The organism is Archangium violaceum Cb vi76 (assembly GCF_000733295.1).
Classification (GTDB): domain Bacteria; phylum Myxococcota; class Myxococcia; order Myxococcales; family Myxococcaceae; genus Archangium; species Archangium violaceum.
Window position 1 is genome coordinate 47001 of sequence record NZ_JPMI01000391.1, and the last position, 20633, is coordinate 67633.

Annotated in this window: 18 protein-coding genes; 4 read left to right on the plus strand and 14 right to left on the minus strand. The window is 68.6% G+C overall.

Features of this window, described 5'->3' with window-relative positions:
• Positions 1 to 154 precede the first annotated feature (154 nt).
• The 9 genes from Q664_RS48150 to Q664_RS48185 form a co-directional block, all read right to left on the minus strand.
• Complete coding sequence (locus Q664_RS48150; RefSeq protein ID WP_052519628.1) at positions 155 to 1153, minus strand: UDP-glucuronic acid decarboxylase family protein; 999 nt, start codon at positions 1151 to 1153, stop codon at positions 155 to 157.
• A 168-nt stretch (positions 1154 to 1321) separates the two neighbouring features.
• Positions 1322 to 1771 (minus strand): hypothetical protein, encoded by a 450-nt coding sequence (locus tag Q664_RS48155; protein ID WP_043413191.1) that lies wholly within the window; start codon positions 1769 to 1771, stop codon positions 1322 to 1324.
• Between the two features lie 24 nt (positions 1772 to 1795).
• A complete protein-coding gene (locus Q664_RS59755; protein ID WP_160174664.1) occupies positions 1796 to 1957 on the minus strand; it encodes a hypothetical protein in 162 nt (53 codons plus the stop codon).
• A gap of 131 nt (positions 1958 to 2088) precedes the next feature.
• On the minus strand, positions 2089 to 3465 hold the full coding sequence (locus Q664_RS48160; protein ID WP_043413194.1) for a pyridoxal-phosphate dependent enzyme: 1377 nt from the start codon (positions 3463 to 3465) through the stop codon (positions 2089 to 2091).
• A 50-nt stretch (positions 3466 to 3515) separates the two neighbouring features.
• Positions 3516 to 4535 (minus strand): type VI immunity family protein, encoded by a 1020-nt coding sequence (locus Q664_RS53790; protein WP_052519629.1) that lies wholly within the window; start codon positions 4533 to 4535, stop codon positions 3516 to 3518.
• An 8-nt stretch (positions 4536 to 4543) separates the two neighbouring features.
• Positions 4544 to 5077 (minus strand): hypothetical protein, encoded by a 534-nt coding sequence (locus tag Q664_RS48170; protein WP_043413197.1) that lies wholly within the window; start codon positions 5075 to 5077, stop codon positions 4544 to 4546.
• 274 nt (positions 5078 to 5351) lie between these two features.
• Positions 5352 to 6740: an adenylosuccinate synthetase gene (locus Q664_RS48175; protein WP_043413199.1), complete on the minus strand. Its 1389-nt coding sequence runs from the start codon at positions 6738 to 6740 to the stop codon at positions 5352 to 5354.
• Complete coding sequence (locus Q664_RS48180) at positions 6737 to 7711, minus strand: hypothetical protein (RefSeq protein WP_043413201.1); 975 nt, start codon at positions 7709 to 7711, stop codon at positions 6737 to 6739. Before Q664_RS48180 ends, Q664_RS48175 begins: the two co-directional genes overlap by 4 nt.
• A gap of 37 nt (positions 7712 to 7748) precedes the next feature.
• Positions 7749 to 8768 carry a hypothetical protein gene (locus Q664_RS48185; protein ID WP_052519630.1) on the minus strand — a complete coding sequence of 340 codons (1020 nt, stop codon included), beginning with the start codon at positions 8766 to 8768 and terminating at the stop codon, positions 7749 to 7751.
• 136 nt (positions 8769 to 8904) lie between these two features.
• Between Q664_RS48185 and Q664_RS48190 the strand changes: the two genes are divergently transcribed.
• Entirely contained in the window at positions 8905 to 10869 is a 1965-nt protein-coding gene (locus tag Q664_RS48190) for a sulfatase family protein (protein WP_152622787.1), read from the plus strand.
• 133 nt (positions 10870 to 11002) lie between these two features.
• Positions 11003 to 12157 (plus strand): acyltransferase family protein, encoded by a 1155-nt coding sequence (locus tag Q664_RS48195; protein WP_063934899.1) that lies wholly within the window; start codon positions 11003 to 11005, stop codon positions 12155 to 12157.
• A gap of 1 nt (position 12158) precedes the next feature.
• On the opposite strand, the gene Q664_RS48200 is transcribed toward Q664_RS48195, so the two are convergent.
• The 4 genes from Q664_RS48200 to Q664_RS48215 form a co-directional block, all read right to left on the minus strand.
• Positions 12159 to 13076: a hypothetical protein gene (locus Q664_RS48200; protein WP_152622788.1), complete on the minus strand. Its 918-nt coding sequence runs from the start codon at positions 13074 to 13076 to the stop codon at positions 12159 to 12161.
• A 69-nt stretch (positions 13077 to 13145) separates the two neighbouring features.
• Complete coding sequence (locus tag Q664_RS48205; RefSeq protein ID WP_043413209.1) at positions 13146 to 14915, minus strand: peptidase MA family metallohydrolase; 1770 nt, start codon at positions 14913 to 14915, stop codon at positions 13146 to 13148.
• Positions 14915 to 18067, minus strand: a complete 3153-nt coding sequence (locus Q664_RS48210; protein ID WP_084610964.1) for a DUF4175 family protein — start codon at positions 18065 to 18067, stop codon at positions 14915 to 14917. The genes Q664_RS48205 and Q664_RS48210 overlap by 1 nt, the downstream gene beginning before the upstream one ends.
• Positions 18068 to 18234: 167 nt before the next feature.
• A complete protein-coding gene (locus tag Q664_RS48215; RefSeq protein WP_084610965.1) occupies positions 18235 to 18822 on the minus strand; it encodes a MarR family winged helix-turn-helix transcriptional regulator in 588 nt (195 codons plus the stop codon).
• A gap of 391 nt (positions 18823 to 19213) precedes the next feature.
• Between Q664_RS48215 and Q664_RS48220 the strand changes: the two genes are divergently transcribed.
• Together Q664_RS48220 and Q664_RS60355 are read left to right on the plus strand one after the other, a co-directional pair.
• Positions 19214 to 19531, plus strand: coding sequence for a DUF3817 domain-containing protein (locus Q664_RS48220; protein ID WP_043413213.1), 318 nt, complete (start codon positions 19214 to 19216; stop codon positions 19529 to 19531).
• Between the two features lie 97 nt (positions 19532 to 19628).
• Positions 19629 to 19823 carry a DUF2381 family protein gene (locus tag Q664_RS60355; RefSeq protein WP_200883878.1) on the plus strand — a complete coding sequence of 65 codons (195 nt, stop codon included), beginning with the start codon at positions 19629 to 19631 and terminating at the stop codon, positions 19821 to 19823.
• Positions 19824 to 19901: 78 nt separating this feature from the next.
• On the opposite strand, the gene Q664_RS48230 is transcribed toward Q664_RS60355, so the two are convergent.
• Positions 19902 to 20621 carry an Imm52 family immunity protein gene (locus Q664_RS48230; protein ID WP_043413219.1) on the minus strand — a complete coding sequence of 240 codons (720 nt, stop codon included), beginning with the start codon at positions 20619 to 20621 and terminating at the stop codon, positions 19902 to 19904.
• Positions 20622 to 20633: the final 12 nt, after the last annotated feature.

Consider the following 20633-nt stretch of genomic DNA (forward strand, 5'->3'; position numbering starts at 1 on the left):
GCTCTCGGTGCCCGGAGGGCAGCCAGGCTCGTGGCCCATGCGCGAGCGCAGTGTTATTCTCGAGCTTCATACTCTGCGCGAAGCGGTCATGCCCGGGCGAGCGGCCCGGAGCCGTATGGGCTCCTTCAGTGTCATGCAGTGCGCGCCCGGTGTGTCAGATGGCCGAAGCCGCGTCCGACAGGGAATGGGCCGTGTACGGAGCACTCGGACGCTCCGCCAGGTCTCGGAAGTACCGGAGCGTCTCCCTCAGGCCATCCTCCAGCCGCACCCGTGGCTCCCAGCCGAGCAGCTTTCGCGCCCGGGTGATGTCCGGCCGGTGCTGCTTCGGTTCATCCCTGGGCAGCGGCTCGAGGGTGATGCGGCTGCTTCCACCCATGGCATCGCGCACCGCCTCGGCGAACTGGAGGAGGGTCATCTCGCGCGGGTTGCCGATGTTCACCGGCTCCTCCACGTCCGACATCGCCAGCCGCACGATGCCGTCGATGAGATCCGACACGTAGCAGAACGAGCGCGTCTGGCTCCCATCTCCGAAGAGGGTGAAGTCCTCGCCCCGGAGCGCCTGCCCCACGAAGGTGGGCACCACGCGTCCATCATCGAGCCGCATGCGCGGCCCATACGTGTTGAAGATACGCGCGATGCGGGTCCGCACCTGGTGCACGCGGCGGTACGCCGCCACGAGGGCCTCGCCGTAGCGCTTGGCCTCGTCGTAGCAGGAGCGCGGGCCGATGGGATTCACATGGCCCCAGTACTCCTCGCGCTGCGGGTGGACCAGCGGGTCCCCGTAGATCTCCGACGTGGAGGCCTGGAGGAACACCGCGTTCTGCTGGTGCGCCAGCCGCAGACCATTCTCCGTGCCGAGCGCGCCCACGCGCAGCGTCTCGATGGGCCACCGCGCGTAGTCGATGGGCGAGGCCGGCGAGGCCATGTTGAAGACGTAGTGCACTGGCCCGTCGAAGCTGAATGGCTCGGTGATGTCGTGGTGCAACGAGATGAAGCGCTTGTTCATCCGCAGCCCGGCGAGGTTGCGTTCATCCCCGGTGATGAAGTTGTCCAGACTGATGACCTCGGAGGCGCCATCCGCGAGCAGCCGCTCGCACAGGTGCGATCCGAGGAATCCCGCTCCCCCCAATACGACGGCCCGCTTCCCGAGCATTCGATTCATGCGCGGGAGGCTGGTGCCGCACGTGGCTTCCAGGGAGCGGTGGCCGCACATGCCGGGGATGTGAGGGTTGACTGCCCGACATGCCACGAGGGCCGCGCCCGGCGGACGGCGGCGATGGCGTTCTCCTCCGCACGGCATCCCGGCCTCGGCCGCGGTGGGTCACCCGGGCGGCAGCGGGGTGTACGTACCGCCCCGGGACTCCACGGCCTGGCGGATGGCCCGCTCGAACTCCTCGCGTTGGGCGAACATGCGGATGCCCCCCAACGTGATGTTGGCCATCGTCACGCCCATCTCGACGAAGCTCGTGCTGAACAGCACATTGAGGGAGTTGAGCCGTGGCATGAGGCGCAGGCCCAGCTCGGTCAGCTCGGTCCGCGCCTCGGTGGTGTAGAGCACCATGCCCTCCCAGTCGTGGAAGATGTCCATCTTCCCCAGGTTGCTGGCGGCGAACTCATTGATGACCGCCACGGCGACCCGGCAGAACTCCGCGTCGAACAGGGCGCCGCGGAACCTCAACACGAGGACATGGGGAGCGGGGTTCCACTGACGCAGCTCCCCGTTGGGGGACGTCCACGTCCGGGTTCCATTCTCGAGCGGCCGGGAGAGCATGGGGAGCGGTCAGTATGACACGCCTTACTCGGTATACAGCGTCACGCCGAGTCCGGGCCGGAAGGTGCCGATGGCGAGGGTCTCCGCGTTGGGCACGGTGGCCAGCCCCACCATCACGTCAGTGCCCGACGTCGTCTCGAAGCCGGTGATGGCCAGGGCGAGCAGGGCGATGCTCAGGGGTCGCATGGGGTGTCTCCTCCAGAAAAGGGCGGAGCACATACCACCCACGCGTTGAGGAGGACCACGCGCTCTCTGTGAGAGCGGGCTCCTTCGTCACCAGGATTGACGCCGTGTACGAGGTACCTCGTACGGCCCGCTCAGCGCAGCTTGCGCCGCAGATGGTTGAGCAGGTCGATGCGGGTGATGAGGCCGATGAAATCCTCGCCATCCACGACGATGGGCACGAAGCCCTTGTCGAGCAGCGGGAGCAGCTCGCGCACGGGAGTGCGGACGTCCACGGTCTGCAGGCGCGTGGTCATGATGTCGCGCACCGGCAGGCGCAGGCGCGTCTCGTCGTCGATGGCCGCGAGCAGCAGGTCCGACTCGTCGATCATCCCCACCACCTTGTTGCCCTCGAGCACCGGCAGTTGGGAGACCTCGTAGAGCTTCATGCGCCCGTAGGCGACGAGCAGCGTGTCATGGGGGGACAGCGTGACGACGGCCCGCTCGGCATAGCGGCGGGTGATGACGTCGCGCAGGTCGCCGTGGGCCTGGCGGGGCAGGAAGCCCTGGTCCGCCATCCAGAAGTCGTTGAACATCTTGGAGAGGTACTTGTTGCCGCTGTCGCAGACGAAGGTGCACACGCGCTTGGGCGTGGTCTGCTCACGGCAGTAGCGCAGCGCCGCGGCGATGAGCGTGCCGGAAGAGGAGCCCGCGAGGATGCCGGCCTTCTTGAGCACCAGGCGCGCCGTCTCGAGGCTCTCCTTGTCGGAGATGGTGTAGGCCTTCTTCACGCGGGTGAGGTCCGCGTTGGGCGGGAGGAAGTCCTCGCCAATGCCCTCGACGACCCAGGAGCCGGCCTTGCCCATCTTGCCCGTCTGCACGTACTCGGTGAGCACGGAGCCCTCGGGGTCCGCGAGCACCATCTCGCACGAGGGGATGGCCCTGGCGAAGTAGCGCGAGAGGCCCGCGATGGTGCCGCCGGAGCCGACGCCGCACACCATGGCATCCAGGCGGTTGTCGAGCTGGGCGGCGATCTCCGGGCCGGTGGTGGTCTCGTGGGCCAGGGGGTTGGCGGGGTTGGCGAACTGGTTGACGTAGAAGCCTCCCAGCTCGCGGGCGATGCGCTCGGCCATGTCCTGGTAGTAGTCCGGGTGGCCCTTCTCCACGTCCGAGCGGGTCATGACGACCTCGGCGCCGAGCGACTTGAGGTGGAGCACCTTCTCCTGGCTCATCTTGTCCGGAATCACGAGGGTGAGCCGGTAGCCCTTCTGGGCGGCGACGAGCGCGAGGCCCAGGCCGGTGTTGCCGGCGGTGGCCTCGACGAGGTGCTTCTGGTGGGGACCGAGCTGGCCGGCCTGCTCGGCGGCCGTCACCATGGACAGGCCGATGCGATCCTTGATGGAGCCGCCAGGGTTGTGGCTCTCCAGCTTGAGGTAGAGCTCACACGGGCCGGTGTCGAGCTGGGTCACCCTCACCATGGGGGTGTTTCCGATGAGGCCAATCAGGTCGGTGGGCTGTGGTGCGGAGCGCATGGCGGCGCACTGTACACGAGCGCGAGTGCTCCCAGGTGTGGGCGGGCGTCTCAGTCGAGGAACCGGCGCCACCAGCGGCGCCACTCCTCTTCATCAGCGGCTTTGCCCTGGTTTCCGAGGTGGTCCCAGGGAAATGGCTCCTGCCAGGGCTCCAACACCCGTGCGAGCTCGCGATATGCGGGGAGCGACTGGCCGTGAGCGGTGTCTCCCGCTTCAGGCTCTGGCCCCAGGGTCACGAGGACTCGCTCTCTGTCCAACGCATGCACATCCGTGGAAGGGGAGTGGAGCCGGGCGCGGAGGCCCGGGGCTCCTCCCAACTCGCCAAGCATTGGCTCTCCGAGGAAATTCATCCAGTGGACGCCATCCACCTTCACGCCCAGTTCGTCACGAATTCCGGCATCGCGAACGTCGAAGCCAGGGTGCCGGAAAATCAGAGGGCGCAGGGTGTCGAGCCGGCCGAGTCTGGGATACGCGACGTCCAACGCGAGCCCGGCGTGCCCAGAGGCGAAGGGAAGGCGAGCGGCCAACTCGAGGGCGAGCTCCCGTACGGAACTGGCACTGCGTTCATCGAGATACTCCGTGGGCAGGGTGACACGGAGGACGCTCGCTCTATCGGGTGAGGCTTGTCGCCAGGGAACGCGGGCGTGGTACTCGAAGGAGAAGCCGCTGTCCTGTGTGCCATGGATGCCGAAGTAGGGATCCGCACCATCCTTCAAGAGCTGGGAGGCCTCATCGCGCGTGTAGTCCTCCGCGTATCGCTGCTCCTTCGGATTCAGGGTGGCTCGAATCTGCTCCCAGCCTCTGTCATCCAGCTCGCCAGGTTCCCAATCACAGCAGGTGTATTGCGACAGAGCGGCCGGGTAGGCGCTGACAGCGCGCAGGTAGCTGTCGAGCGCGTGGGACACCTCAGCGGCGATATCGAAGTGGTCGCGGGGCACGAAGAAGACGATGCGCACGACATCTCGGGCGATGAGGCGCTCCCAGTGATTCGTGACCTCCCCTGTCTCGGGGGACCAGGACGTATAGGGGATGGGCCCTGGGATTCGGACTCGCGGGCGGAATGACGTCATGGGCTCATCTACTGGAGAACGATGCCACGCTGAGGAGTGATGAGTGCCGGAAGGCACTCACCGCCGAGGCGTGCATAGGACGTCATCTGTGCCACCACTTCGGCGGTCCACGGATTGGTACCCACATCGTAGCCACAGGGGAACTTGAGATCGTAGATGCACTGAAGCCGGGTGATGTTCCGGGTGAAGTGGATGACGATGTCCGGTTGCAACGAGCCTTCCCACCTGTCGGTGAGCAGCACCTCTTTGGTGAGGTCGTCTTTCCGAAGGCGTGGCTCGATGGAGACGTTGTCGGGGAACTTTTCCGAGAGTCGGCGCTGGATGCACTCGAAAGCGGTGGCGTGCTTGAGCTTTCCAAGATGTCTTCGCCAGGTGGGGGCGAGTTTCTCACTGACGGTGGGTTCTTTGCTGCACTCGGAATCAGGCAGGGAGCGCCCTTTTCCGAAGAGCTCATCATCCACCTGGGTGTTGGCCTCCTTGGCGCATGCGACCAGGATCTCCTCGACGGCTTTCTTCTGGGCCTCGTCGAGGAACCTGCTCACGGTGATGAATCCTTGGAGGGCCTCGGTGGCTTGAATAACCTTCTTGAGTACCTGTCCTGCCCGGACCGCACCCGGTGCGAGGAGCTCCCCGGTACTCGCATTGACTGGGGCGCCACATGCCGCGCCACATGACTGGTGGAACTGAGTGCGCGCGCCAGCGTGCTGCCCACCCCAGGAGAGCTGGGGCTGCGCAGGTGCGGTCAGAGGCCCGAATAGAACAGCGAGAACGATGACTACTGCTTTATTCATGGGTGGTAGTTCGCTCATTTTGCTCTCAGGCGGAACGGTTTCGGATTCGGAGCGAAACGTCTCTGGCCCGGGGGCCGTGCGATACGAGGTCCACGGTCCTCCCCAGGTGCCGCTCGAGGTGCTCCAGGACGGCGCCCTCGTTCGCGGCACATTCCTCGAGTGATGGCGTCACGTCCCCCAGCCACCCGGCCAGCCGTGCTTGCCTGTCGAGTGATGATGTTGGGGCAACGGCCAGCCGCGTGACGAGCCCGGCCCCGCCACGGTGCGCGATGAGCTCGGAGTCTCCGGGCATCGGCTCCCGCTGATAGCCAGCACAGACCTTCCAGGTGCGCAGCTGCTTCAGCAGGTCCATGTGGGTGATGGCCAGCGCATCCACCCCGCCCACCACGTCGAGCGCGTACCGGGCCAGCACCGCGTCGAACCAGCCGTAGCGGACGTTTCCCTGCCATGCATTGTGGACGTTGTGCTCGGACAGTACGGGCCGCAGGAGCTCCGTCTCCGTCGGCAATGGCCCCGCGCCATGCCGGGCCATGTGGCTGCGCAGCACGCCGAGCCGTTCCACCTCGATGTCCAGCCCACTCTCGGCAATCAGGGCCAGCGCGTTCGCGGCGGTGCAGTCCGACCACGTCGTGAACGGATGGAAGCCGTGCCACTCGTCGAGCAGCACGCCCTGTGCCCCCTCGAACACCGTGGCCGGAGACTCCGTCATCCAGTCCCTCAGCGTCGAATCGGGCACCACCAGGCCGAGCTTCACCAGGTGCGTCGCCTGCTCGAGCCACGCGCCGATGACGCCCTCGTGCTCGAAGATGGCGCGCTCGCGCCCAGCCGGGCCTCCGGCGGGAAGGGCAGTCCACAGCGCACGCAGTTCCTCGTTCTTGCGCTCGCGGATGCGCTGGAGCTTCCTGCGCGACCGTGCCGCATCGCGGAGGTCCCCCGCGTGGAGCGTCTCCTCCGGATGCTCCAGTGCATCCTGGACGGTCTCCCCGACGCCGACACCGCAACTGCCGTGTCTCGACTCACCCCGGGCGAGCTCGCGCAGGCGGTTGGCGGATTGATGGAAGGGTGTGATGACGCGTGCGCGCTCGCTGATGCGGATGCGCGAGAACACCTCCCCCACGCCCTTGGTACGCAACGCCTCGCCCTCCACGAGCAGGGCCGTGGGGTGGATGACGACGTACCGGGACAGGAACGTCCGGACACCCGGAACGAACGTCCCCGCACCGAACTGCGCGAAGGTGTGGTGCCGGCCATCGGGCGTGACGACGTTGTGTCCCGCCTGCGCGCCGCCGTTGTACCGCACCACGACGGACGCTCCCGTCCGTCGCACCAGGAAGTCGGTCAGCAGCCCCTTCCCGCAGTCACCGAAACCCAGGTCGATGACGATGGAGGCCCGCCGTCCGCTCCGCGCCTTCATTTGAAGACGTTACGGATGAGCTTCTGCAGGCCCCCTCCCTCCGACGGCGTGCCGGACAGGGCGGGGCCCCCCGAGCGTCCGAGCGCCTCGGCCAGGGGCGTCAGCGCCCGGAGGGTCGCCGCCAGCCGGTCGCCGGGCACGTTCGCCTCCCGCAGGACGTTGCTCAGTCCATCCACGTCCTTCACCAGCCCCTCGTAGAGACAGACGGCTCCCGCCGTCACGAAGCAGATGTCCTGCGGCGACTCCATGCACAGCACATGGTCTCCGAGCAGGTCCCTCCACCGCCGCTCGCACTTCTTGCGGCGCTCCAGGTCCGGGATGACGAAGAACGGCACGAACGTCTTCTGCAACTCGGCGACGATCGCCTCCGTCTTCAGGTCATCGTCCATCCTGTCCCCGACGATTCCCTCGACGATGTGCTTGGACAGGCTCGGGTACGGCAGCTCGTCGCCCGTCATGAAGAGGTAGCCCTTCTTCTTCCGCTTCACCCAGCAGTCCATCTCCGTGTGCTGGGCCAGGAAGTACAGGCCGAGCTCATACGTCTCGTGGCCCGTTCCTCCACCACCTCCCTCGAGGAAGCTCCACGTCAGCCACTGGTCCATCAGCTCGGCGGTGGACTCGAACTGACCCACCTGGAGCGGCGCGTTGTCGCTCGTCGCATCGCCCACGGCCATGAAGAGCAGCTGCGGATCCGGCACCCGGCAGTCCGTGAGCACCTTCATGAACTTTGGCAGCAGTTGCGTGGCCAGCAGCTTGGGAATCGTCCCCATCGAGCCCGTGACATCCAGCGCGAAGACGATGCCCAGCGAGTTGGGATGCTCGGCGCTGTCGCGGCTCTCACGGAGGCGGACACCCTTCGGGTTCATCAGCGGGTGGCAGGACTTCTGCTGGAAGACCTGCTGCGTCGGAAGCTGGGCGCGTCCGCGAAGGAGTGCCTCGTGCGCCTCGTTGCTGTAATTGCCGTGTCCCATCGTCAGTGCTCCTTCGTTTCCGCGAGCGGCCTCGCCCTCACGGCATCATGAGCGGATTGAAGCTCGGGCGGCCAAAGACCGCGTGTCCCACTTCACCAACGCGCTCGCGAAGTGTCCAGGCGTCCTGCCCTGTTTCCTCGACCCCGTCCCCCGCGGCGACGCGCCGGATGAGCGCCGCCAGCGCACCCGGCACCGAGCCCGGTACCGAGCCTCGCGAGGGATCTCCCCCGAGGACCGCGGCGATGCAGCGCGCGCTCATCTTCAGGTCGGCCGCGGGGGTGAGCGTCTCCGAGCGCAGCAGGTCCGCGGGGTAGAAGTCCTTGAAGCGGGTGCACACCCCGCGCGATTGCGCCCCGGCGCGGCCCGCGCAGCTGAACCCCACGAGCCGTACTCCATGCTCTCCGTGCTCGACCAGCAGGTGCTGCGGGAGCACCGCGCCGTGCACGACGCCCGAGCCGTGGAGGAACGAGAGCGTCTCGAGAATCCGGCGCCACATCCACACGGACACGCGCGGGTCGACACCTCCCGGGTACACGTTCCGTACGGCCTCGAAGGTGTGGACGAAGCTCCCATGCCACCGCAGGGCCATGGCGCGCGAGCCGGCGTGCGGCCCATCGCGCAGCACTCCCCGGGCCACCGGTTGCGGGAGGCGGGTGGTGAAGGTCGAGGCACCCGCCGCGGTGCTCCGCTGGAGCTCCTCGAGGATGTCCCACTCGTGGTCGAAGAAGGGCGCGTCGTCCCGGTCGCGCAGCACCTTCAGCAGAACCCGCTCGGTGGGCCAGCGAGCCCTCTCCGCGACATAGACCGTCGAAATCTCACCGCGTGCGATGAGCTGTCCGGGCGCCCAATGGCTATCACCGAGGGTCCACCAGGCCGTGTAGCCATGGTTGGACGGTTGGTTCCACGCCTGGAGGGCCTCCCGGAATCGCGCGGTGGAGACCGCCGTGGGGTCCACCTGCACCGTGGCGCCGCAGAAGGAGCAGACGACCGAGCGAGCGAAGCGGGCAGGTGCGATCGGCGCATTGCACTGCGGGCATTTGAGGACTCGCTCGGTCATGGGCGCGGATGGTATCCGACGTGCCCATGGGCCATACTGGTTTGGTTTCCACGCGATGACGACCCAGACGGTTTTCGCATCCGAGAGGCCCTCCCGGGCGGTGTGGTGTACGCGCTCGTTCCAGGTGGGGGCCGGCTTGGGGCTGGTCCTGGCGGTGCTGGGGCAGGGAATCGTGGCGTGGATGGGCCAGGAGGCGGGGGCCGCGGCCGTGCTGGTGTCCACGGGCTTCTTCGCGCTGGTGGGCCTGCTGGGTGGAGTGCTCACGTCTCCCTGGCTCCCCCTGCGGGGCGGCCGCCCGGTGGCCGCGGGGCTCGTGACGGCGGGGCTCACGCTCACCACCGCGCACCACGTGATGGCCACGGGCGTGCGTGTCCTGACGGGCGCGCTGCCAACGTTCTCCGGCCTGGAGATGTTCCTCGCCAGCCCCTCGCAGTTCTTCCACGCCGCGCTGGTGGGACACCGGGCCGAGGTCTACTCCCTCGGCGTGTCCGCCCTCGTGGTGGCGGCGCTCCTGTTCCTGCTGCTCGTCCGGCGCTCCGCGACGCAGCGGCCGTACCCGCCCGCGCTGCTCGCGGCCGTGGGCCTGGGCGGCGGTGCCGTCCTGTTCGTGCTCGCCACCACGCCGGGCTTCCGGTCCGTGGGGGACTCCTGCCCGGAGTTGACGCTCCTGAGCTCGTTCGGCGGTGACGCCGGTGACGCCAGTGCCTCCGCGCGGAAGGGCGCGCGGCCTCCTCCGTCCGTGCCGCCCGGTCCGCCGCTCTCGGCGGGCGAGGCGTGGCTCGCGTCCGCCCGGGCGTGGAAGGGACCCCGGCCCAACGTCCTCCTCCTCCTCCTGGAGTCCGTGCCGGCCCATCACCTGGGCTACGCCGGCTACTCGCGGGCCGCCACGCCGAACATCGATCGCCTCGCCAGCCGGAGCCTGCGCTTCCGCCACGTGTGGAGCACCGCCCCCGCGTCCAGCTACTCGCAGATGGCGCTGCTGTCCTCGCTGCTCCCGCGCCGCCGGCCATGGTTGGAGCAGTACGAGCGGATCAACTACCCGCGGATGCTCTTCCACGACACCTTCCACTCGCTCGGCTACGACACGGCCACCGTCTCCAGCCAGAACGAGAACTGGCAGGGCATGCGCCGCTTCCAGAACACGGGGACGCCCACCTTCTACCGGGACTCCAACGACCATCCCGGCCCGCACATGGGCGAGGGCGATGAGCGCAAGCTTCCGGATCACCTCACGGTGGATGTCTTCCTCGAGTGGCTGCGCGGGCAGTCGAAGGCGCCCTGGGCCGCGTACGTGAACTTCCAGCGGACCCATTTCCCGTACGCGCTTCCGCCGGGCTTCACCGGACGCCACCAGCCCTCCGAGCCCAACCCCAGCACCTTCGGCTTCCTGCACTACCCGCGCGAGGAGCTCGAGGTGGTGCTCAACCGCTACGACAACGCCCTGGAGTACGTGGACGCGCAGGTGGGCCGACTCATGAGCCACCTCGAGGCCAGCGGCCAGTTGGACGACACGCTCATCATCCTCTCCTCGGACCATGGCGAGCACTTCTACGAGGGCGGCCGCATCACCCACGGCAAGTCCCTGACGGACATCCAGCTGCGCGTACCGCTGCTCATCCACTGGCCCCGGCGCGTCGCGAGCCGGGACGTGGACGTGCCGCTCTCCCAGTTGGACGTCATGCCCACGGTGCTGGAGCTGCTCGGCCTCGAGCCGCACCCGTCCTTCCAGGGCCGGCCGCTGACGGAGCTGGAGCGTCCGGGCGCCCCGCACCCGGGCATCTTCTTCACCCTGCATGGGCTGCGGCTCGGGGATGGGGTGGTGTGCTGGCCGTGGAAGCTCACGCTGGACAGGTCCTCCCACCACTACGAGCTCTACAACCTCGAGGAGGACCCGGGCGAGGTGCGCGACCTCTACTCGCCGGAGGCTCCCATTCCGGCCGCGCTGCTCCAGGTGCTGACGGCCCAGCTCGAGGCGCAGCTCGCGTACCACTCCCCCCAGGGCCCCCGGCACGAGCGCTACGCGCCCCGGCAGGTGCGGTGCCCGGACTGGAGCACCTTCGCCTCCGGCCAGCAGCTCCAGGTCGGTGTCTCGAAGCCCTGAGTCGGTGCACCGGAGCAGGTGTCGTATGTACACCTATGTATTTCAGTTGAAATTTCGTACCTGGGCTTGAGTTCCACTCTTCCAGAATCTGGCAATGCTGCTAAACAAGGAGAACCAACGAAACAGGAACTCCATGCGAACCGCCCACAACGACTTCCTGAACGCCCGCTTCTTCGCCGGACTGGACGGACTGCGGTGTCTGAGCATCGTGGCGGTGGTGGCCTACCACGTGGCGGGGAGCCACCAGGGGTTGGTGGGCCGGGGCTACCTGGGCGTTTCGCTCTTCTTCGCCATCAGCGGCTTCCTCATCACCACGCTGCTGCTGCGCGAGCGTGACAAGGCGGGGCACATCTCGCTGCGCGGGTTCTTCGCCCGGCGCGCGCTGCGCATCTTCCCGCTGTACTACACGGTGCTCGGCCTGTACGCGGCGCTGGTGTTCGTGTCGGAGAAGGACGCGGTGGTGCGCGGGGACTTCTTCGCCAACCTGCCGGCCTTCCTCACGTACACGTCCAACTGGTTCGTCCCGCCGGCCGCGGACAAGCGCGTCATCTTCTATTTCGCCTGGTCGCTGGCCACCGAGGAGCAGTTCTACCTGCTGTGGCCGCTGGTGATGGCGCTGTCGCGGCGCACGTGGACGCCGGTGCTCTTCATGGGGGGGCTGCTCGGGGTGTCGCTGCTCACGCCGTGGGCCGTCTCCGCGGGGCTGCTGGACGCGAGCTACCTGGGCGTGCGCGTGCTCACCAGCATCTCGGCGTCCATCTGCATGGGGTGTCTGGCCGCGCACCTGACGCATTCGCCCAAGGGGTTCGCCTGGGTGTCGCGGGTGTTGGGGCAGGTGTGGAGCGTGCCGCTCATGGGGGTGCTGCTGGCCGGCGTCGTGGTGTGGCACGAGGCGCCCCACTGGCTCATCTCGCTGGTGATGACGGCGCTGGTGGTGGCCACCTGCATCCGCGAGCAGCATCCGCTGGCGCCAGTGCTGGGCCACGCCTGGGTGCGTTACGTGGGCACGGTCAGCTACGGCGTCTACCTGCTGCACATGCTGGCCCTCAACGGGGTGCGCAAGGCGCTGCCGGGGCAGGGCGTGGCCGTCTACTTCGTGCTGACGCTGGCGGTGAGCGTGGTGGCCGCCACGCTGAGCCACCGCTACTTCGAGAGCTGGTTCATCAAGCTCAAGGGCCGCTTCGACTGGCGCGAGCCTCGGCGTGCTCCGGAGCCTCGACGGGTCCGGGCTCCGCAGGCGTCCGCTCCCAAGCCGGGCTCGCTGGTGGGCGTGGGCGTCGAGGCCTGAGTCAGCGCTTGCGCGTCGAGGGCTTCTTCTTCGGCGCGGGCTTCTTGCCGTTCTTGTCATCGTCCTTGGGCAGGCGCGGGCCCGAGGCGAGGTCGAACTCGTAGGTGCCGCCGATCAGCGCGCGGAAGCGGTAGATGTCGGAGAGGTCCGGCGTCACCGCGATGCCGGCCACGGCTTCCAGCACGAGTCCCGGGTAGACCTCGCGGCGCACCACGGGGATGATCTCCACCTGGTTGGCGTTGTCCGTCCACACCGGGGTGATGGCGCGCTCGAAGTAGACGCGGCCGATGACCTCCAGGCCCACCAGGGTGAGGTTGTCGATGTTGTACGTGCCCGCCAGGCCGAGCTGGACGGCATCCGGGACGTCGAAGTCCGCGAGCGCGCCCCGGTCACGCGTTCCCTGGTGCAGGTAGCTCGCGTTGAGCATGAAGCGCAGGTCCTTGCTCACCCGCAGCTCGCCGACGAGCGTCCCCTCGTAGTCCCAGGTGCCGTCGGACAGGCTGGGGGGAATGGCGTCCTCGGTGCTCGGGCCGGTGGGGAAGGTGACGCGCGCGTAGGCGGCGAGGGCGAAGGGGCGCGTCTCCAGGAACGTCCACTGCAGGCCGAGCGGGATGTCACCGAAGGCCAGCTGGAAGTCGCTGTCGCCGGGCAGGCCGAGCCCGAGCACCTCGAAATAGACGTTGGCCTCGAGGTTGTCGAGGATGCCCCAGCGGATGCTCGGGGAGAGCTGCTGGTAGGGCAGGGAGCGCTCGGACTCGAGGGCGAAGAAGCCCTGGTAGCGCAGGCCGAGCTCCAGGTTCCCGCTCCGCGTCGTCTCGGCGGTGCGGGTCACCATGGCCCGGTAGGGTTTGGCCTCCACGGTGGAAGCGAGGAGGAACACGGCGGCGGCGAGGGCGAAGGTCGAGGGCCGGGTATTCATGCGGCGGGACACTAGAGGACCCGCACGCAGGGAGGAACGGTTTCGTGCCCCTTCGTGCTCCGCTGTCGGTTACCTACCGCCGTCCTTCGCGGGGGTCTCGGGCGCGGGGGCGGTGTTCTTGCTCGCCGAGGCACCCACGTCTCCCGTCTCGACGAGCTCCTTGTCCTCGCGCATGAACTCGCGGGACACCTGCTCCACGTCCTCGGGCTTGAGGCCGGTGAGCACCACGCTGGCCGCCTTGGTGCGCGTGACGAGCGCCGTCTCGCCCAGGGCCCCGTGGATGCGCATGAGCGCGATGTGGATTTCCGGGTCGAACGGGTCCGCCGCCAGCGCTTCCAGGTAGGCCTGTCTGGCCTTCGGGTAGTCCTTGCGGAACAGCAGGATGCGGCCCAGGTGCACGTTGGTGCTCGGCGAGCCCGGGTGCACGCGCAGCGAGCCGCGCAGCACCTTCTCCGCCTCGTCCAGCCGCCGCAGCTCCAGCAGCGCCAGCGCGTACTTGTTGGACACGGACTCGTACTTGTCGCCCACCAGCCGGTGCGCCTTGGAGTACTCCTCCGCCGCCGCCTTGATGCGGTTGCGCTCGCGCATCAGCTCGCCCAGGTGCGCGAACTTGCGCGCCGGCAGCTCCGTCACCTCCGCGAAGTCCCCGAAGGAGATCTCCCGCCCCTTCTTCTTCTCGTCCTGGTCCTTCGCGTTCTCCTTCAGCACCACCTCCTCGCGCGGCAGCAGCTCCTGGGGGAAGGGTTGCTTCTTGATGTGCGCCAGCCAGTTCTTCTCGAACTGGGCGAAGGACATGCTCGTGGCGGATTCCACCGCCTTGCGGTCCGGCTTCCCATCCCGCAGGCCGAGGATGATCTCCCGCAGGCCCTTGTTGCCCTGCGTCTCGTGCACGTAGTCGATGGCGTAGTAGACCTCGGCGAAGGCCGTGGCCGCGTCCTCGGCCGTGGGCAGCATCGCGATGGACGGGTGCATCTTCTCGAAGGGGATGAGCTTGTCCTCCTTCACCCGCCGCCCCAGCAGCGCCTGCGTCGAGGGTGTCATCGCCAGCCCCGGCTCGCCCCGCCAGCGCGACTCGAGGAACTTGGCCAGTCCCTCGTGCAGCCAGATGGGCACCGTGTTGCGGCTCATCTGGCTCACCACCAGGTGGATGTACTCGTGCGACAGCGTGTCCTGCCAGTCGTAGCCCCGCGCCACCGCCTTGGGGCTCGTCACCATCAGCTTGTTGAACTTGCAGATGGCGATGGTGCCCGTCGTCTGAATCTGCTGGTAGGTGAGGGTGCTGACCTTGGAGAGCTCGCGCGCGTTGTTGACGACCTCGACGCGAATCTTGCCTCCCGGCGGCCGGTGCCCCAGGTCCTCGGCCAGGGCGCGGTGGATGGACTCCAGCGTCTCCAGCGCGTACGGCACCAGCACCTCGTCCTTCCCCTTCGGGTAGAAGAAGATGAAGTGCTCGCTCTCCGCGCGCGCGTAGTCCTTCACGATCGCCCGCGTGTCCTTCGCCAGCCGCAGGTAGCTGCCCGGCTTGTCCTCGATGTTCGCCGCCTGCAACAGCTCGATGGCCTCGTCGTAGCGGCCCTCCTCGAAGGCCACCCGGCCCTGGAAGTATTTGAGCGGCTCGACGTCCTCCGGGACGATTCCCTCCAGCGCCTGGAGCTCCCGGCGCGCTCCCGGCACGTCCCAGGCGTCCAGCGCCGCCTCCACCTTCCCCAGCCGCTCCTTGGCTTCCGCCTTCAGGGCGTCCTGGGCCTGGGCGCTCGTGACGAGGAACAGGGACAGCAGGGCGAAGACCCTCACCCCAGCCCTCTCCCAGAGGGAGAGGGAGCTTGCAACCCGGTTCATCACTTGACCAGCTCCTCGTAGTAGCGCTTCACCTGGTCCTGGTACTTCTCCGGCGTCCCTTCCTTCATCGCGTCCAGCAGATCCTTCCGGAACTCCTTCGGCGCCTGGTAGGCCTCCTCGTCCGGAATCTCCACCTTGTCGCGCGGGTCCGTCCCGTTGCCCTGCTGGCGGCCCATGCCCATCGGCAACGGCAGTCCGCGTCCCTTGCCCCGGCCCCGCTGGCTCTCCTTCATCTGCTGCTGGAATTGCTTCAGCCCCTCCAGCGCCGCCTGCTGCTCGCCGTAGCCCCGGTTCGCGTCCTTGCCCTGCATCCGCTGCGCCGCCTCGCCCATCCGCCGGCCAATCTCGTCCATCTGGTCTCCCGCCTCCTGGCCGAAGATGGGCGCCATCTGCTCCATGTCCTGCATCTGCTGGCGCAGCTCCCGCGCCTTCTGCTCCAGCGACTGCTGCTGCTGGGCCAGCTGTTGCAGCTGCTGCTTCTCCTGCGGCCCCATCTGCGAGCCCGGCGACGGGAAGAGCGACTGCAGCTTGCGGTTCACGTCCTCCACCGTCTTCGCGTCCTTCTCCAGCTTCTCGGCCAGCTTCGCCGATTGCTCGCGCACCTCGTCCGGGTTGCCGTACAGCTCGTCCAGCGCGCGCTGCTGCTCCCCGTAGCTGGCCAGTTGCTGCGCCGCCTCCGACGCCCGCTGCGCCGCCTCCGCCGCCAGGTCGAAGTCGTCCACCTTCAGCGCGTTCCTCGCGTTCTCCAGCTCCGCCTGCGCCTCCTCCAGCGGCCGCGATGCCCGGCTGTTGAGCTCGTCCGGCCTCAGCTCCTGGTAGTCCTTCTGGACCTGCTCGAGCTGGCGCTGCAGCTCCTCCTTCATCGCCCGGCCCTTCTCCGCCAGCCGATCCTTGTTCTGCTGCCGCGCCTGGTCGCGCAGCGCCTTGGTGGCGTCCGCCACGCGCTGTTGCTCCTGCGCCGTCTTCTGCAGCTCGTCCATGAACTCGCCGAACTTCCTGGCCAGCTCCGGGTACTGCTCGTTGCCGAACTCCTCCTGCGCGTCGTTCAGGCCGTTGAGCATCTCGTCCATCTGCATGGACAGCTCCTGCAGCTTCGCGAGCGCCTCGTCCGTCTTGCCCTCGCGCATCAGCCGCTCCACCTCGTCGAGCGCGCTCTGCATGTCCTGGTCCTTCATCATCTCCTGAAGGGCCTCGGCGTTGAGGTGCTCGTCGCGGATGCCCTGGCGCATCTCCGCCATGCGCTGCATCAGCTCGTCGATGCGCTTGCGCACCTGCTGGATCTGCTGCATCACCTGCTCGCGCACCTGCTCATCCGGGTTCTGCTTGTACTGCTCGATGAGGTTGGCCAGCTCGCGCCGCTCGGAGGCCAGCTGTCTGGCCAGCTCCTGCAGCGCCTCCAGCTTCTGCCGGTCCAGCAGCGACTCCAGGTAGAGGATGTCCTTCTCCAGCTCGGCGACCTCCTCCTCCACCAGCACGCCCAGGCGGGCCCCGGTGCCGAAGTCATCGCCGCCCGTGCGGCGCTGCTGGGTGCGCAGGTAGATGCGGCGCAGGTCCGCGGTGGCGCGCACCTTGGGGCCCAGTGTCTGCGCCACGTTGGAGAGCGCGGCGACGAGCTCGGCGGGGTTGTCCCGCTCGCGGGCCAGCTCCTGGGCGAGCGCGCGGATGTCCGACACCAGCGTCTGGCCGCTGGTGTCCACCGTCTGCGCCGCAGTCACCTTCTGCACGTCCTTCGTCTTGTCCCGGTCCGGGCCCTCCAGCCGGTCCGCCAGGTGGTCCACCATGCGGCCCCAGAGCGCCTCGGCCTTCTGCAGGGCGGCGCGGCGGTGCTCGGCGGCGCTGTAGACGCGCAGCACCTGCGTGCGGCTCACGCCCCGCTTGGGGCCTTCCACCGCGTCGTTGTCCCTGGCCTCCACGTAGTAGGAGATGCGGTCTCCCGCCTCCACCTTCAGCGAGCCCAGGTCCCACGTATAGGTGCCCTTGTCGCGCCGGCCATCCTCGCGGGGCAGCGGCAGGCGCGACTCCTCCTTCGCCCCCGGCGTGCGGAAGACGAGCGACAGGCCGTTGAGGCCGTAGTCGTCGCTGGCCTCGTACTTGAGCGTCACCTGCTGGCCCGGGTCGATTTCAATCTCCGCCGCGGGCGTGAGCAGCGTCACCTGGGGCGGGGTGTCCGCCTCCACGTTGAGCGGGATGTCCGGGCCGGTGGCGATGGCCTTGCGGCCCGGGCCGTAGAAGACGAAGTGGTAGTTGCCGCTCTTCTTCGTCACGAAGCTGCCGGTGAGCTCGCGCTTGTCCTGGACGGTGAGCGGGAGCGTCTCGCCATTGACGACGATCTCCGCGCGCTCCACCTCGCGGTCCGAGCGTGTCTCGAGCTGCACCTCGGTGCCGGCCGGGGCGCTGATTTCCCCATTGGTGCCCGGCACGGTGCGCGGGGCGAGCCCCGTGTAGGCCGGGTAGCGGTACGTCAGCTCGATGTCGCCGGTGATGGGCTCGCGCTGCTCGGCCCGCACCATCTGCCGCGCGGAGGCGAGCGCCTTGTCCAACCCGGCGCGCCAGGAGGAGCCGGCCAGGCCCAGCACCACCCCCAGCGCGAGCGCCACGCCACCCACCGCGAGGGCCGTGTGCTTGAGGCGGGCGGAGTCCACCACCGTGCCCGGGTCCACCTGGGCGGCGCGCAGGTCCATCTGCCGCAGGAAGGCCTCGGCGAGCTCCGCCGAGTGCTGGGGCTGCTGGCCCCGCTCGCGGCTCAGCTCCACCGCGGCGAGCACGTCCAGGGAGAGCTGCGGCTGGCGCTCGCCGATGAGGCGCGCGGTGCGCTGGTCATCGCCCACGGTGCGCAGGGAGAGCCACACGCCGAAGGCACACGCCACGAGCGCGCCCGCCACCGGGGACAGCAGCAGCACCCAGCGGCCGGCCGCCGGGGCGGCGAGGGCCAGGAAGCCACCGGCCACGGCCAGGATGAGCACGGTGGCGGTGCCCAGCAGCGCGCCTCGCAGCCAGAGCTGGCGGCGTTGGCGGGCACGCACCGCGGCGAGCAGCCGCTCCACGCCCGGCGAGCGCGGCTCCACCTCGGGCGCCGGAGGCGGAGCAGGGGGCTGCGGGGGAGGCGGAGGCGGGAGCTCCGCGCCTGGGGTTTGCGGGGATTCGAGGTTCACGCTGTCAGGTCCGCTCGGTCGCGTGGCAACCCATGGCCGGGCCGCCTATTTCCCAAATCTGTAGCAGGCCCGAGCGCGCGGCGCGTCCCCCCGGTCTCCGGGGGGGGGCTTCCGGTGCCGGGTGTCCGCCGGTGGAAGCTTGACGGCTTACCAGGAGGCCGCGGGGTTCAGCGGCTGGCGGTCTTCGGAGAGGCCGTCTCCCCCTCGCTGCCCGCCGCCACGTGCTCGTGGTCCCGGGCCATGCCGCCGTTGGGGTGGTCCGGCTGGGGCTCACTGGCGCCCAGCTCCTGGGCGAGCGCCATCAGCACCTCCTGGGCGTTCTGCAGGCGGGGGCGCGGCATGCGGGAGATGGCCCGCTCCACGGCGCTCTCCACGGTGCCCTCGGAGGGCACGTCCATCGCGCGGCCCGCATCGGTGAGGGAGAAGAGCGCCTTGCGTCCGTCGAGTGGATCCGACTTGCGCTCGATCAGCCCGCGCTTCTCCATCCGCTTGAGCACCCCCGTCAGCGTGCTGGGGTGCACGTGCATGATCTGCGCGAGCCGCCCCGCGGTGATGCCGGGGAAACGCCCCACGAGCCGGAGCACCAGCCGCTGCGGACCCGTCAGTCCGAGCGTGGACTCCATGCGCTTCGACGTGGACTGCAGGCCGTGATCCACCGCCCACAGCAGGCGCATGAATTCCAGTACTTCACCAAGTGGAGTGCCCTTGGACTTGTCCGCGTGGGTTGGGTCGGTGGCCTCTTCAGTGGGTTTCATCTGTACAGTGTCCCCCAAATTCTACCTTCCTGTCGCTTACTCCATCTTGGACAGGTAGTACATCCAGGCCTTACCTGCCTGGAAAATCCATGGCCCGGCGAGCTTGGGCGGGCCAGGGCGCGCGCGCTCCCACCAGGGGAGACGCCATGCCTTCGTTTGACGCCATACTTTCCGCGATTCCGGGGCCGGATACCAGGGCGGCGAAGCGGCGTCAGGCGGTTCTGGACGAAAAGCTGGAGCCGGGGAGGGGGGGAGGGGCTGGCCCGCTGGTTCGCCGCGCTGACGGGCAGGCGGGGTGGCCCGGCTGGAGGCGCGGAGGGCTGCGTCACGTTGTCACGTTGACCCGGGTGTCCGGCGATGCGAAGCGAGGGGGGAAAGAACGAGGCCCCCCATGCTGAAGAACACGTCCCTCGGCCGTTTCCGCGCCATCGCCCTGCTCGAGGGACTTTCCTTCGTCCTGCTCCTCTTCATCGCCATGCCGCTGAAGTACCTCGCTGGCATGCCCCTGGGAGTGAAGGTGGTCGGCTGGGCACACGGGATGCTGTTCGTGCTCTACCTCCTGTTCCTCGTGGAGGTGGCCGTGGTGCATCGCTGGCCGCTCGTGCGCGTCCTGGGCGCGTTCATCGCGTCGCTGGTGCCCTTCGGGACGTTCGTGCTCGACGCGCGGCTGCGCCGTGAGGAGCAGCCGGCCACGGAGCCTGCCGCGTGAGCACCCGGCAGCAGCGCGAGCGGGTCGAGCGGTGCGAGGCCGCGTTGGCGAGGGAAACACCAGCGCCCGGTCCTGGAGGACGGAGGGGGCGGAACGGGTGAGCATGGACGGTGTCCGGCTGCGGGTGACGCGGGTGTGGCAGTCCGGGCCCCTCGTACCGGGAGAGGTGGCGCGGCTCGGGGTGGAGGCGGAGGCCCCGGAGGAGGCGCAGCTGGGGGGCACCTTCCTCTTGAAGCTGCACGAGGCGGGCGGAGCGCGCACCGTTACCGTGCGCGGCGTGCGCTTCCCCTGAAGGCCGCTCGCTCCTCGAGCGGTGGCCCCGGGCCCGCCGGGCCCCTGCCGGTGTCTGGCAATGAGTGGGGGCTGCGTCTCAGGTGGCGGGCCGTCTGGAAACGACCGGCTCCAACAGGCCCCTGGCGCTCAGCACCTGCTGGACATGCCGGCCCAGGGCGAGGTGCTCGGGATTGGAGGCGGTGAGGCGCTCGGGGGTGAGCAGGATGAGCGTGCCCTTGTCTTCCACGGGTTGCACCCGCACCGGCTCCGGCAGGGGCGGCACTTCCCCACGGCGACGAGAGAAGTACGTCCACCACCCCAGGTCCACATCGCCTTGCGGCGACAGGCTGTCCCGGAAATCGTCGGAGGTGACGACTCCGCAGTCCGGTTCCCACGCCAGCACCATGGCGCGCAGCACCCCGGCGAGCACGTCCGCCTGGAGGACGCGCTCCCTCTCCGGCTCCTCCTTCGGCAGGTAGAGCAGGCAGTTGTTTGGCACGAATTCGGCTGCGGAGCCACAGCGCAAGGTGGCCAGCCCCCCGTGTCCCTCCTCGTGCCCCGTCCACACCCAGAGCATGAAGCCATCCCGGCCCTCCTGGTACGTCCTCCTCTTGAAGAAGCGCAGGAAGGTGTTGGCGGTGGGCTCGAACTGGAGCTGGAGCGCCTTCTTGCGCGAGTCGGCCTGCTCGAACCAGCGGGTGTAGATGGGGTCGCATTGGGACAGCAGGTGGAAGAACGCCTCCGCCCGCCGGGCACACTCCTCGGCGGAGTCCTTGCGGCCCCCCCAGTAGATGCCCGCGTAGTAGGTCTCTCTCATGCGTGCTTCGCC

Bases quoted from the DNA above. Each gene is read 5' to 3' on its own strand.
- Q664_RS48150 (WP_052519628.1), bottom strand. From the start codon at position 1,153: ATGCTCGGGAAGCGGGCCGTCGTATTGGGGGGAGCGGGATTCCTCGGA.
- Q664_RS48155 (WP_043413191.1), bottom strand. From the start codon at position 1,771: ATGCTCTCCCGGCCGCTCGAGAATGGAACCCGGACGTGGACGTCCCCC.
- Q664_RS59755 (WP_160174664.1), bottom strand. From the start codon at position 1,957: ATGCGACCCCTGAGCATCGCCCTGCTCGCCCTGGCCATCACCGGCTTC.
- Q664_RS48160 (WP_043413194.1), bottom strand. From the start codon at position 3,465: ATGCGCTCCGCACCACAGCCCACCGACCTGATTGGCCTCATCGGAAAC.
- Q664_RS53790 (WP_052519629.1), bottom strand. From the start codon at position 4,535: ATGACGTCATTCCGCCCGCGAGTCCGAATCCCAGGGCCCATCCCCTAT.
- Q664_RS48175 (WP_043413199.1), bottom strand. From the start codon at position 6,740: ATGAAGGCGCGGAGCGGACGGCGGGCCTCCATCGTCATCGACCTGGGT.
- Q664_RS48180 (WP_043413201.1), bottom strand. From the start codon at position 7,711: ATGGGACACGGCAATTACAGCAACGAGGCGCACGAGGCACTCCTTCGC.
- Q664_RS48185 (WP_052519630.1), bottom strand. From the start codon at position 8,768: ATGACCGAGCGAGTCCTCAAATGCCCGCAGTGCAATGCGCCGATCGCA.
- Q664_RS48195 (WP_063934899.1), top strand. From the start codon at position 11,003: ATGCGAACCGCCCACAACGACTTCCTGAACGCCCGCTTCTTCGCCGGA.
- Q664_RS48200 (WP_152622788.1), bottom strand. From the start codon at position 13,076: ATGAATACCCGGCCCTCGACCTTCGCCCTCGCCGCCGCCGTGTTCCTC.
- Q664_RS48205 (WP_043413209.1), bottom strand. From the start codon at position 14,915: ATGAACCGGGTTGCAAGCTCCCTCTCCCTCTGGGAGAGGGCTGGGGTG.
- Q664_RS48215 (WP_084610965.1), bottom strand. From the start codon at position 18,822: ATGAAACCCACTGAAGAGGCCACCGACCCAACCCACGCGGACAAGTCC.
- Q664_RS48220 (WP_043413213.1), top strand. From the start codon at position 19,214: ATGCTGAAGAACACGTCCCTCGGCCGTTTCCGCGCCATCGCCCTGCTC.
- Q664_RS48230 (WP_043413219.1), bottom strand. From the start codon at position 20,621: ATGAGAGAGACCTACTACGCGGGCATCTACTGGGGGGGCCGCAAGGAC.